This is a genomic window from Paenibacillus sp. PL91 (assembly GCF_012935325.2).
Taxonomy (GTDB): Bacteria; Bacillota; Bacilli; order Paenibacillales; family Paenibacillaceae; genus Pristimantibacillus.
This window is the reverse complement of the sequence record NZ_JABBYG020000018.1, coordinates 44,960-57,815: the sequence shown is the minus strand read 5'-3', so window position 1 is coordinate 57,815 and position 12,856 is coordinate 44,960. Positions and strand designations below refer to the sequence as shown.

Below are 12,856 nucleotides of genomic sequence, written 5' to 3'. Positions count from 1 at the left end.
TAACGATTTGGATGTCAATGCCAATTTTAGAAAATAGGCTATTCATGTTCTTTTTCCATTTGGTTTTGCTCAATGGCTTCCATCGATTTTTATTAAATAGGGGATCTGTTTAATACTTGTCTTTATTTAGGTAACAAAAGCACAGTCAAAAAACGCAAGCTTTTAATAGATTAATAGAATCTTAAGATTGAGGAGTGACGCAAATGGGTGAAATGTATCATTTTTGCAGGAGGAATATGAATTGTAGAGTTCGCGTTCAAATGCGTAACGGGGAATGCTTTGAGGGCGTTATCGTTAACGTGGATAACGATAATGTTTATTTAAGGAGAGCGGATGGTGTCCGAGCATCTGGCTGGTTTGGGTTTGGATTTGGCGCTGGTATTTTTGCTTTATCGCTGTTTGCTCTGCTTGCTATCGCTTTGATTTAGGTCCTATTTGTAATCCAAGATAGTCGTCTATTATTGTTGGTTAAAACATCAACAGAGTGCTAAAAAGGCAGCCCCCATAGGCAATGTCATTTAGTTAACTCAAAGACAAGACCGGGAATAAAAATGGAATCCAAAACGGCATGGGAAAAAGCCCAGTGCCGTTTCTTTTTTTGGGGTATTCGGATTTTGTGGTGGAATGAACGATGTCAATGATCCGCATTTACCATAAAATGGTAAATACTAAAAAACGGGACAAGAAGGAGGAAATGAATGTACGGTACAAGTATAGTCTACTAGAAAATTAAAATCCGGTTGAAATGTTTTAATTATGATTGTGACAAGATGCCGGAACATAATTAGGGGTACCGCCAACATTCTAACGAAAATATACCTAAGCCCTGAATCGCGTCTGACTTGGCGTTTCCCCTTTCCTTTCTCTTAGTTTGGTCACCCGACAAACTGAATTAGACTGACTCATAAAGAAGCAGTGACGGACTAGAAATTCGAAAGACTAGACTTTCGCTGCTTTTATTGGCTAACGTGCCGTGGAAGTTTAGAGTGACTCGGATAAAACTCTGATCGCTTGAGACTGTTAAGACGGGTCCAGCACAGCATCATTATCGGCCACCGGAATCTGCTCAGTTGCCAGCATCAATAAGAGCAGACCGAGAGTGCGAATAATATTCATGAAATGGATTGTAAAATTCGAACGATCTCTTTTTCAATATCGGAATCGTCAACAGAATCCAGATATTCAGGTCTAATCACTTGATACCGTTTCATTTTATAAAATTCCATAACTGCTTGTTTCAAGGTGAGATCATACCACTGAATACTAAATGTCGGTTCCATGATGCGCCGCAGCGTAGCATCATCTTGAACCAAAGACAGCATAGCGTGTATTCTGTTGAAAATCTTCTTATCCATCCCGCTTTCAAAAAATGTTTGTAAATTTTTATTCCGATTTTGTTGGGCAACGACAAGAGTTTCAAAAAGCCGCGGATAGTATTCCTTGAGGTCTTGCAGGAACAAATCGGATAAATATATAACACATATCAACGATTGCAGAAACGTTTTTTGAAAACGCTCAATAAAAGAGACGGAATCATCATTTACAACGGCATCAGCCTGCTGCAAATAGTTAATTCCATGCTCTACAACCTGCTCGATGATTTCATCTTTCGATGAAAAATGCTTATAAAGCGTCACTTTGCTAATATCCATATGTTTGGCGATATCGTCTATTTTCAGTTGGCTGAATCTGGTTTTTCTAATTACAGGTTTGATTTTACTAATATAATGTTCTGCGCTCACGGGTTTTCTCACGATTGAAGCCTCCTTTGATGCTCATCACTAATATTATAATATAATCGTTGTTATCACAAACGAAAATTATTAAATTAACTATTTTAATAATATTAGTTTATTTATTTAACCCCTTGTTGTATAATCGGTCCTGTAACTAATATCCAAATTACGGATTATACAGAGGAGGCAAGATTAAAATGGAACATTCCAGTAAGGGCAAGTACGCTGGTAAGAAAGTCGTGATCACGGGAGGCAGCAGCGGGTTCGGCTTCACAACGGCGAAGTTGCTGGCGGATGAAGGTGCGTGCGTTCTGATCACCGGGCGTACCCAAGCTACGCTCGACTCGGCTCGTGAACAACTTGGCGACAACGCGGTCGCAGTGCTAAGCGATGCCGCGTCTCTCAAGGATATCGACGCGTTGGCCGACCGGGTGAAGGCGGAGTTCGGCACGTTCGATGCCTTGTTCGTTAACGCTGGCGTCACGCGCTTCGCCCCTTTTGAGGCGGTGACGGAGGATGTGTACGATGAGTTACTTACAATTAACGCCAAGGGTCCGTACTTCACCGTGCAGAAACTCGCCCCGTTGCTGAGCGAAGGAAGCGGCGTGGTGCTCACCACCTCTGTCGTGAACGTGTTGGGGATCCCGATGATCAGTGCATACGCGGCCAGTAAAGCAGCGCTGCGCTCCATGACTCGCAGTATGGCCCGCGAGCTGTTGCCGCGGAAGATTCGCGTCAACGCGGTCAGCCCTGGCCCCATCGACACAGGCATCTTGGAGAAGTCGATGCCGAAGGATGCAGCCGAACAAACTAAGGCGCAGATGAGCCAGGAGAATCCGATGCTGCGAGTAGGCGACCCCCTCGAGGTTGCCAAAGCAGTCGCATTTCTTGCGTTCGACGCCACTTACACCACCGGGGCTGAGTTCCCTGTGGACGGAGGCGGCTCTCAGATCTAAGTTACGGTGATAACCGTTCATCACCTGTTCCTACGTTGCAACATCTTCCACTTGTGTGGCGATCAGATTAACCCCTTCGAGCTGATGATTAACAGCTGCAGTATCTTCGAGCTGCAGCGAGAGTACGTGGGCCCATTGAGGCTACCGCCCACCACTATAAGGAGGACTTTATTATGCGTATTTTTGTCACAGGAGCAGCAGGCTACATCGGTTCCGCCGTCGTCCGCGAACTTATTGATGCCGGTCATAAGGTCATTGGCCTTACCCGCTCAGACAATGGCGCCGCGGTACTGAAGGAAGCTGGGGCCGAGGTGCACCGCGGTGCCCTTAACGACCTCGATAGACTTCGCAGCGGCGCCGCCGCTGCGGACGGCGTCATTCACCTGGCGTTTAAGCACGACTTCTCGGACTTCGCCGGATCGCTCACAACCGATCTGCGCGCCGTCGAGACAATGGGGGCGGCACTCGAGGGCTCCGGCAAGCCGTTCGTGATCACCGCTCACATGAATGGGGCGGCATCGGAGAACGCGGCGTTCGCGCTGGCTGGAGTGCGATCATCGGTCGTCAATCTCGCACCGTCCGTGCACGGCGAGACAAAAGCTGGCTTCGTCTCAATGTTGATCGACATTGCTCGTGACAAAGGCGTCTCGGCCTACATCGGTGACGGGTCCAACCGCTGGCCGGCCGTACATCGCCTCGATGCGGCGCACTTGTTCCGCTTGGCGCTGGAAGCCGCCCCGGCGGGGTCACGGCTTGACGGGGTCGGAGACGAGGGCGTGCCATTCCGCGACATCGCCGGCGTCATCGGTAAACACCTGAACATGCCGGTGGTCAGCATTTCCCGCGAAGAGGCAGAAGCCCACTTCGGCTTTCTCGGCCGCTTGGCGGTGCTTGACATCCCGAGGTCGAGCGTACAGACTCAGGAACTCTTGGGATGGCGGCCTGTGCATCCCGGGCTAATCGCGGATCTTGAACAGGGTCACTATTTCAACGGCTGAACGCTCATCGACTCTCTCGGTGTCGAGGCGTGAAACTATACTTCGAAGCTGCCGACAACAATCGGCAGCTTCCGCTGTGCTAACTGGCCTCTTATTGCAGATGAGTAGGGACAGTAGTGCGTGCAAGTTCTTGTTCATTAACTATTCATGTCCTTGTTCCTCCGACACGTTTTCAATAGGCATTCAATCTTCTTTTCCGTTTAGAAAACCATATTTCCTGTAACCATTTTCTTGAAATGTTGGATTGTGGATTTCGCTCATTCCACCACAAAATCCGAATACCCTTTTTTTGTTGCTAGCAAGGAAAACAGCGCACAGCAAACAAGCGGATGTAATATCCACTTAAAAAAATGTTCATTGGAAACGAATTATGCTACTCTGTAGACGAAGCTAACAGCTGATTTACAGCGGATTTTGCGCGCATTCTTCTGCCCTTGGCGAATGGGTCGAATCGGCAAAATGTTTTTGCGAATCAGCGCTTCAACATCGGGCGGGGGTTCATCGTCCCGTGAGCGCAGGAAATGTCTACAAACGTGAACGGCGACCGTGAAGTTGACTTGGTATGGGTGTCGTTTATCCATTTGAGAAATGACTACGTGCGAGGTAATCATTTCAGCGAAATTGTACATGATCATTCTTGCGAATACCTCTTGGATGATGGACTCTTGTCTCTTTGCGTGAAAATTCGTCAGACCGACGGTATATTTTAATGCCCTGAAAGAGGTTTCAATACCCCATCGCATGTTATAAATAGAATTGATTTCATCGGGTGGGAAATCAGCGGCGGAAAGATTCGTAATGACGGTTTCATAAGCGCCACTCGGCAGGACGAAACGAACAACCCGAAAGGAAATCGGGTAAAACAAGTTCTCTTGCAAATCCAAAAATCAAAGGTAGAAGTGGAAGGGACGAACTTGTAAATCTCGGGATGAGCCTTGATCTCTTTGGTTTGTTTTTTGGTGAGCGTCAGATGAAAGTCACGATCGAACTCTCCGCTAGAGGGCAAACGCAAGCCCGAAAGAATACCATTGGAATCCAAATCCTTTACCCGTATGACGTAATTCCATCCTTTGCGTTCAATATGCGCGAAATTGTTGTAACTTTCGTAACCTCGATCACTGATCACAATGGTTTTGCCTGTGATGGGGGAACGGTCAACCATATCTGCCAGTGCCCTTCCCTCGTTCCACAGCCTTCGAGGTTGAACGATGGCATCAACGTAAAGACTGTTGCACAAGTCATAGACTGCGTTCAAATGCAGAAGATTATAGCCTTTCGTGTTCGATTGACTTTGAAAATATGTGTCCGTGTCCGCAGAGTCCGTTGCGATGTGCAAATCTGAACCGTCAATGGCAAGTAATCGATATCCTCGGTAGCCCTTGAAATCCGTATACGATTGCGTAAATTCGTGAAACAAGAATTCCACAGCAGACGGCTTGATTTTATTCCTCTGTTGAACAAAAGCGGACGTGGTGGCGGTGTTTACGTCATAGCCCTGCGATTCCAAGAGTTCCTTATAAATGCTGTTGCCGATCATGGAGATTAGGAGTTGCATAACCGTTTCAAAGGGCAGCTTTTTCTTGCGGGTAAAATCTTTGTTAGGGTTTTTGACATAAGGGGCTGGTGCCGCTGACATTTCTCGTATGAGGGATGTCAGCGTTTGTTTTAGCGCATACGCGTACTCATTCAATGGCGTAACCTCCTCGTTTTTCAAAGGGCTTCGCCTCACATTTCCAACTGCTTGTCAAGTCCTTTTTCTCTTTTCTTGCAAAAAAAGAGCAGGTTATCTTTTCGATAACCTGCTCTTTTTCTTGATATTTGGCCCTGCGCCTTAACTTAATGACATTGCCCCCATAGGCTGCCTTTTTACCTGTCGACGGGTATAGCCTTTATACCGTGGTGAAATTTCCGGAAATCGGTTAAGTGGTCGCGATTGTTCAAATAATTGATTTTTTGATCTGTTTTGAATGCATACTTATACTTACTTAGTTTAATTTTATAAATACTTTAAATTACTTAAAAAATCATTTATACTTACTTAATGGGAGGTGGAGTATTGTGTATCAAGAGGAAAGACTGTTAAAAATACTCGAATACTTGAAACAACACCAATCGATGAGCGTTATGGACATTTGTACGCAATTTGATGTATCCAGGGATACTGCACGAAGGGATATCGTTAGATTAGTACAAGAAGGGGTTGTGATTCGAACACACGGGGGGCTATCTCTACCTGAGCTGCAGAAAGAAATATTATCCTATCAGGATCGTTTGATCGATGAATCCGAGAGCAAGAAGCGAATAGGGAAGTCCGGTGCAAAACTTATCCAAGATCATGAGACAGTGATTTTAGACGTATCAACCACTGTGCAATTTGTCGCAGAACAAATTAGCGCAAAACATATTACGGTTGTCACGCACTCGATTGATAATGTAGCGACCTTATCGAATCGAGAGGATCTTCAAATATATGTGCTCGGCGGTTACTTGAATGTAAAGCACCGTCTTTTATATGGCTCTTCCATTATAGATAAACTTAGTGAAATTCGTGCCGACAAAGCATTTATTGGAGCAGCGGCGATCCGGACCGATGGACTCTATTATCCCTATGAAGAAGACGCTCGGGTAAAGAGAGAAATGGCACGTAGATCAGATCAAGTTATCGTAGTAGCCGATCACACAAAATTTGTTGGCAAATCATTTTATCGGCTAGACTTTGATTTCGTTGACATCATAATTACAAATCAAGAAATCCCGAGTGAGATAAGAGAAGTTCTAGATCAGAAGAACATCACTGTTATCGAGTGCGAAGAAGAAAATGAATAGTTTCGATCGAAAGTTGATAACCAGATAAGGAGGCTATTTATGTATCATATTTTGCATAATGTACAAGTGGTGCTTCATAACAAAATCGTCTCATCAGCCAATGTTTGGATTTCTGAAGGGAAAATTATGAGGATAGACACTGGCGATCTTCCTATTCTAGGTGAAGAGCATGAACGAATCGATGGGAGAGGGCATTTGTTAGTACCCGGAATGATAGATGTTCATATTCACGGAGCCAATGGTTTTGATATGATGGACGGTACTGAAGAGAGTATTCAAGAAGTTTCACGTGCTTGTGCATCATCAGGATGCACCTCATTTCTGGCAACATCGGTTAGTTCTACGATGGAGGATCTTCTAGAAATGATTCGTAGTGTCAAGCGTGCAATAGGACAAGAGGCGGGAGCAAAGATTGCAGGGATTCACCTAGAGGGACCTTATCTGAACCCGAAGCGAAAAGGAATGCAGAATGAAAAGTATTTGCGGCATCCCAACCTAGAAGAAATGAAGATGATTTTTCAGGAAGCAGGTTCACTCATTAAGATGGTTACGATTGCTCCTGAGTTACCGGGAGGTATGGACTTAATTTCATTTTTGAAAGAAAAAGGTGTAGTGATAGCGATCGCTCACTCCGATGCCACATATGAGGAGGCCAAACAAGCTTTTACAGCTGGTGCAAGCCATGTTACACATTGTTTTAATGGCATGCGACCGATTCATCATCGAGACCCGGGTCTGATTGTGGCTGCTTTCGAAGAGAAGCATGTGAGTCTTCAAGCTATTGTGGATAATGTCCATCTACACCCTGCTATCATTCGATTGATGCATACATTGAAAGGACCAGAAGGAATGGTCTTAATCACAGATGCATTACAAGCAATGGGCATGGGTGATGGAAACTATATATTTGGCGGACATCCTGTCACGGTAGCCGATGGCATTGCCAGACTAGAGGATGGAACATTAGCCTCCAGTACAGTTACTATGAATGAGGCGTTGCGTTATACAGTCGAAATCGGAATATCCTTGATTGATGCCGTACAGATGGCTTCAACAACGCCGGCCAATATTCTTGGATTTCAACAAAAGGGAGAAATTTCAACTGGTTTCGATGCCGACTTGGTCCTGTTGGATGATGAATTTCAGGTGCTATGGACGATGGTAGGTGGTCAAATTCTATGAGTGAACGAAGTTCATGGGTTTGTAAAATACCTTGTACAAACGCTTTGATGCTTTCTCCCCTAGGGAAGAAAGCATCAAAAAGCATTTACACAAAAGGATAGCAGACCAGCCTGTTCAGACCATTTTCAAACAAAATGGCTAGCTTTCGATACCTATTCGTTTACAACGATCATAGCAGCTAAAATGGTAAGGCTCTAGGTCGGCGTCAATTGTTTTTGTTACAAATCCTCCTTTATGTAAATAAGTTAGAAGGTTGATTAAATGCGCGGCCGTTTCTGATCGGTCATGCATAAGCACAATAGGAGTCACCTTTCCTTTTTCCAGGCTCTTAATTTGACTGATCGTAGAATGGATAAAATCTTCATTTGATGAAGACCAGTCACTGCTGTCAACATTCCAATCCCACAGCTTGTAGCCATTGTCGTCTAATACTTTTCTGAATGAATCAGTCAAATAGGGTATGCTGCCGTAAGGCGTTCGGATAATATTAGATGTTATGCCGGTAATTTCTGCTAGTGTTTTTTGAGCTTGATTCATTTCATCAAGTGCCATTTGCTCGGAAAGGTAAAACCGATGCTTGTTATGGGTTACACCGTGCAAGGCAACAGCATGTCCTTCTTCCACAATCCGTTTTACGATATCCGGTGACTCCAGCATTTTAGGCTCCAACATAAAAAATGTGGCTTTGGCATCAAATAGCTTCAAAGTATTTAAGATATCTGGAGTAGCTGAAGACGGGCCATCATCAAAGGTTAAATAAATGGTTTTTTCGTTAGCGCCAGTCGTATCCGATGGTTTCTTAATTATGGATAAAGAGGTTTCTGGATATGGATCTACGTCCTTTACAGTTATTTGGTAATTGTTGCTAGGCACATTGCTGCAAGCAGATATTAAGATAAGAAAAATTAAAATCATACCCATAGTAAGTTTCCTCACGCTAAAAGTCCTCATGTTTTAAGCATTCTCCTTTTCCTTTAGTTCAACGGCTGATGACTTATCAGAACCACTTCGCTATTGTAAAAAAAAGATGCCTCAGGGATATGATCAACTTGTATCTATCTTGTAAAATCTCGCAAAATTCGACATTGCAGCAGTTGCATCGCAGCTTCGCAATGTTTTCTCAGAAATGAGAACAGACAAAAGCCATTGACTACAAAATAAAAAAAAAGATATATGCTATGATATAAAAAATATGGGATGTTGAAAGGGAGTAATCATGATGGCAATTCTAAATGAGGAACCCATTGCAAAAACAGAAATGCTTATTCGAAAGCCAATTGCTGACGTTTTTCAGGCTTTTGTCGACCCTGCGATAACTACGAAATTTTGGTTCACCAAAAGCAGCGGCAAATTAGAAGCGGGAAAACGTGTTCAGTGGGACTGGGCGATGTATGGTGCTTCCGCAGAGGTTATGGTAAAGGAAATCATTGAAAATAGGCGCATCCTCATCGATTTTGGCACCACCGTCGAGTGGCTTTTTACTCCTCGGGCCGAGAACGAAACGTTTGTTACGATTACGAACTCCGGATTTCAAGGTGATGGAGATGGCATCGTAAAGCAAGCTTTAGATTCAACCGAAGGATTTACGATTGTACTTTGCGGGCTAAAGGCGCTTCTCGAGCATGGCATCGTCTTGAACCTCGTATCGGACAAGGCTCCAGACGCCCATGTAAAGGTGAATAAAGGTCATGATACTTTTGCGAACGAACGAAGGAAGGGAATGCTATATTCCCTTCCTATTCCTGCTGACTTCGAAGGTATTCCGCGTATTCTTCCGTAAATTCGAGTGCTTGCTCGAAGTCAGACGATAGGAGGGAAAGAGCAGCGACAACGTTGTCCTTTCCAGTTTCGATTAAAGCGATAATTCGAGGCTGGCGCGGAACGCGCAATCGTGTGATCGTGATACACGATGGTGACTATGGTGCCTAGGGGCTCATCATTCGGTGAATAAACGGTACTCCACATCCAACGCTGCTGGTCGTTTTCTTCCTCGTTTCCCCATTCCCTAGAAATATCAAACTCACCTGGAAATCTAGGTTCCGGGCGTAAGCCGGCCTCCTTAAGCTGTTTGTGAATGGGCAAGAACAACAGGTTTAAATAGGTTCCGTATGCCATATCGCCTGCTTCCTTATAAGCCTTCTGCAATTTATCTTGATGATGTGAAAATACAAATTGCCAGTTCGAAGTGACATGCGCTTCAATGTAACTGGCGATCGCGTCAATTCGTTTCGTATTGCTTTCCTCCAAATATTCCTTTAAAGGCTTCGCTTGATTCATGATTGTATCCCCTTTCCGTGTCCTTCTTCGTTTTTTGATTTACTCTTCAAGCTTACAACATTCAAGCAAATGGTAAGGTTCATCATGTTTTAGTCAAGGAATTAGCTTGTATTTGAAAAATACATTACCATCGAAGTTTAATCTTTTTCACTTCATTCACATTAGTAATTTTTAAAAGATGGACATACATAAAAATGCCTCTAATTAATACAGTATTTAAGTGAACATAAATGAGGAGGTGAATGCATGTCGGATTTGTTTGTTGCCCGTTCTTTGGATGAAGTGCGTTTTTGGGCACGGATTATGAAGGAGCATTCCTTATTTCTAAGGCTTGGTTTTAGGGCGGAAGACAAACAGCTCATTGATGAAGCTAATCAATTTTATGCCATTTTTGAGAACATCGAACAACGAGCGATATCTTACAGACTGGATGCTGATCCTAGAGAAATCATGCAGTTTAATACGGAGGTTCATACCGCAGTAAGCTATATTTGGGCGTTTAAAAGAAAAGTTTTAGGTTTAATTCTAACCTGTAAGCTTCCCGGACAAAATAATTTCCCTCTACTAGTTGATCATGTAAGCAGGGAAGCAAATTACTTTAGAAACCGATTAGCAGATCTTAATCAAGGTATTTTAGAGCCATTGCCCGATGCCATCATCGATGAAAATGTGTTTTTCTTAAAAATCATGGCGGATCACGCAAAGTTCATTAGTCATTTACTTGATCCATCTGAACGCAAATTAATTGATCAGGCGAATGAATTTAGCCATGATTTTGATCAGCTGTTGTTCCAAGCCCAAGATTTAGATTCTATGCGTCCGCAATCTCAAACCGTCCCTTTATTAGGACAGTTTTTGGATCAAAATAGGGTTTCCGTAAAATCGCTTCGAGATTTTAAGAAAACAGCTCAGACTTTGATCGAGGCATGCAAAATAAAAAGTATTATACATCCTTTGCTGGCCGACCATGTGTTCCGGGAAGCGGAACGGTTTTTAGAAATTATCGATATGTTCGAATCTGCCTTGTTGGGCAAAAGGGTAACCCAAAATTCATTGCTGCATGATCACCACTAAGGAAATAATAGAGCAGGCCGCCGACGATGGCAGCCTGCTCTATTATTGAGCTTTAATGAACATGGATAACTTCTCTAAAATTGATGCGCTTGATTCCGAGTATAATTACGGGTCATGCAGTAGATACAGGGAGCGTAATGATAAATTCAGTCCCTTTTCCCTGTTCGCTTCTTACAGAGACCGAGCCGTTCATCGACCGGATTAATTGATAGGAATACGTTAGTCCTAGCCCAGTTCCTCTATTTTTCGACGAAAAATAAATGGTTCCCAGCTTATCGAGCTGCTCATTGCTCATTCCAATCCCATTATCGTGGATGATTACCTTTGCTAAGAGGGATTCGAAGTCCATTCGAATGATAACTTTTCCTCTCGTTACTGAAGTACAAGCTTCAATCGCGTTTTTTATAAAATTAATAAATAATTGATTGATTTCTTTTGAATTCGCAGAGATGTGAAGGGATTGCCCCTTATTGTGTATCTCTAACGTGACGTCATTCATTCTTGCATACGGAGTCATAATTTCTATAACGGAGAGCAGCTGCCGCTCTAGATCAATTTCCTCATAAGTGGGATCAATGGGTTTAGCGATGGATAAATATTCAGAGAGAATCTCTTCTGTCCTCTGTATTTCTTCCACGCAAATATCAATATAATATTGTTTTTTTTCCTTTGAAATCGAGTCTTGTCGTATTAATTTCAGAAAACCTAAGACTGCAGTAAGCGGATTGCGGACTTCATGCGCAAGCGAGGCAGCCACATGGCCTATCGTTTCGACTTTGTCTTTTTGCAGAAATTTCAAGTACAGCTGCTTATCAGCAACTGCCTTATTAAAGAGGGAAATTAATAACCAAATGCCTAACGAATTTTGTGAAAAAATAACGATGAGATGGAAGGGTAAATTTTCGGTTAAGTAATTGAATTTCATTAAAAACAAAATGCCGATTGGAATAACGGAAAAGCAAATGCCAGCGAAGAAGGTGATAAGTCCTCGGTATTCGGATCTGCTGCGGTAAAGAGTAGATAACACGATTGACAGGGTATAGGTCATCATGAAAATAATCATAGCTGAAACGAGTCCCTCACCACCAATCAGTAAACGATAAATGACAAATTCAACTAAGAGGATAAGCCCTGTGAACATGCTGCCGAACACCAATCCAAAAAACATGATGACATAACGAATGTCAAAAATAAATCCGGACTGCACGCTGGAAGGAAAGGTCATCGACAAAATAAGGCACAGCGTACATGTAATTGTTATGAAATTTTTCGAATAATTCACTGGCTTGTCATGGTAGTAGATGTTATACAGAACAAATGGCGTTAGGGCGAACAATAATTGGAGTAAAACATTTTGGATATAATGCAATATAATTCCCTCCACCATTTCTGATAGACCCCGACATCCTGTCATTCCATTCATCTTTGGAATCTTTCTTCTACTAATTTTAGTGTTAACGATCCGCTTTGCGCAACAATCTAATGAGAGATTCAAGAAATTATTTTCATTCTATATATGCGTGTTATATTCCAGCGATTTTTCCAAAAAGGAAGGGATAAGGTATGAATTTATTGGGATGATTCCGGGTGGTAGCAGAAGGAGGGGGGAACTTTTGAAGATGCAGCAATTCGGGAAGTGAAGGAAGAGACAGGCGTGTCATGCGACCCTTCATTTCTATCAAAGCGCGCTGCCTAGCGCAGGCTTAGCTAAGGTGGAGGGTGTGATCAAAACCAATCATAAGTATCTCGATTATGATGTATATACGTTGTAAGTTTAAGGGGGGAAAAGCCCCTTCATATACGTATA

General features: G+C 43.2%; 13 protein-coding genes and 1 pseudogene. 8 read left to right on the top strand and 6 right to left on the bottom strand.

Annotated features, from left to right (window positions below; translation table 11 throughout):
- Positions 1 to 236: 236 nt before the first annotated feature.
- Positions 237 to 428 (top strand): hypothetical protein, encoded by a 192-nt coding sequence (locus HI950_RS28290; RefSeq protein ID WP_223285559.1) that lies wholly within the window; start codon positions 237 to 239, stop codon positions 426 to 428.
- Between the two features lie 684 nt (positions 429 to 1,112).
- Here HI950_RS28290 and HI950_RS28285 read toward each other — a convergent pair.
- Positions 1,113 to 1,754, bottom strand: coding sequence for a TetR/AcrR family transcriptional regulator (locus HI950_RS28285; RefSeq protein ID WP_169088851.1), 642 nt, complete (start codon positions 1,752 to 1,754; stop codon positions 1,113 to 1,115).
- Between the two features lie 179 nt (positions 1,755 to 1,933).
- Between HI950_RS28285 and HI950_RS28280 the strand changes: the two genes are divergently transcribed.
- Positions 1,934 to 2,692, top strand: coding sequence for an SDR family oxidoreductase (locus HI950_RS28280; RefSeq protein WP_169088853.1), 759 nt, complete (start codon positions 1,934 to 1,936; stop codon positions 2,690 to 2,692).
- Between the two features lie 173 nt (positions 2,693 to 2,865).
- A complete protein-coding gene (locus tag HI950_RS28275) occupies positions 2,866 to 3,690 on the top strand; it encodes an SDR family oxidoreductase (protein WP_169088854.1) in 825 nt (274 codons plus the stop codon).
- Between the two features lie 368 nt (positions 3,691 to 4,058).
- On the opposite strand, the gene HI950_RS37135 is transcribed toward HI950_RS28275, so the two are convergent.
- Both HI950_RS37135 and HI950_RS36530 read right to left on the bottom strand, forming a co-directional pair.
- Complete coding sequence (locus HI950_RS37135) at positions 4,059 to 4,433, bottom strand: transposase (protein ID WP_411268150.1); 375 nt, start codon at positions 4,431 to 4,433, stop codon at positions 4,059 to 4,061.
- Positions 4,397 to 5,380: a transposase gene (locus HI950_RS36530; RefSeq protein WP_262985734.1), complete on the bottom strand. Its 984-nt coding sequence runs from the start codon at positions 5,378 to 5,380 to the stop codon at positions 4,397 to 4,399. Before HI950_RS36530 ends, HI950_RS37135 begins: the two co-directional genes overlap by 37 nt.
- Positions 5,381 to 5,748: 368 nt before the next feature.
- Between HI950_RS36530 and HI950_RS28265 the strand changes: the two genes are divergently transcribed.
- Positions 5,749 to 6,516, top strand: a complete 768-nt coding sequence (locus HI950_RS28265; RefSeq protein ID WP_187768181.1) for a DeoR/GlpR family DNA-binding transcription regulator — start codon at positions 5,749 to 5,751, stop codon at positions 6,514 to 6,516.
- 39 nt (positions 6,517 to 6,555) lie between these two features.
- Positions 6,556 to 7,698, top strand: coding sequence for an N-acetylglucosamine-6-phosphate deacetylase (nagA, locus tag HI950_RS28260; protein ID WP_169088856.1), 1,143 nt, complete (start codon positions 6,556 to 6,558; stop codon positions 7,696 to 7,698).
- A 138-nt stretch (positions 7,699 to 7,836) separates the two neighbouring features.
- Here nagA and HI950_RS28255 read toward each other — a convergent pair whose 3' ends face one another.
- Positions 7,837 to 8,619, bottom strand: coding sequence for a polysaccharide deacetylase family protein (locus tag HI950_RS28255; RefSeq protein ID WP_223285557.1), 783 nt, complete (start codon positions 8,617 to 8,619; stop codon positions 7,837 to 7,839).
- A 298-nt stretch (positions 8,620 to 8,917) separates the two neighbouring features.
- On the opposite strand from HI950_RS28255, the gene HI950_RS28250 reads away from it, so the two are divergent.
- Positions 8,918 to 9,478, top strand: coding sequence for an SRPBCC family protein (locus HI950_RS28250; protein WP_169088949.1), 561 nt, complete (start codon positions 8,918 to 8,920; stop codon positions 9,476 to 9,478).
- A 20-nt stretch (positions 9,479 to 9,498) separates the two neighbouring features.
- Here HI950_RS28250 and HI950_RS28245 read toward each other — a convergent pair whose 3' ends face one another.
- Positions 9,499 to 9,975 carry a DUF6022 family protein gene (locus HI950_RS28245; RefSeq protein WP_223285556.1) on the bottom strand — a complete coding sequence of 159 codons (477 nt, stop codon included), beginning with the start codon at positions 9,973 to 9,975 and terminating at the stop codon, positions 9,499 to 9,501.
- Between the two features lie 246 nt (positions 9,976 to 10,221).
- Between HI950_RS28245 and HI950_RS28240 the strand changes: the two genes are divergently transcribed.
- Entirely contained in the window at positions 10,222 to 11,049 is an 828-nt protein-coding gene (locus HI950_RS28240) for a DUF2935 domain-containing protein (protein ID WP_169088858.1), read from the top strand.
- A 112-nt stretch (positions 11,050 to 11,161) separates the two neighbouring features.
- Here the strand turns inward: HI950_RS28240 and HI950_RS28235 are convergent, their stop codons facing one another.
- A complete protein-coding gene (locus tag HI950_RS28235; protein ID WP_169088860.1) occupies positions 11,162 to 12,418 on the bottom strand; it encodes a sensor histidine kinase in 1,257 nt (418 codons plus the stop codon).
- 234 nt (positions 12,419 to 12,652) lie between these two features.
- Between HI950_RS28235 and HI950_RS37130 the strand changes: the two are divergent.
- Positions 12,653 to 12,745 (top strand): annotated as a pseudogene (locus HI950_RS37130) (NUDIX domain-containing protein); the annotation flags it as partial.
- Positions 12,746 to 12,856 lie beyond the last annotated feature (111 nt).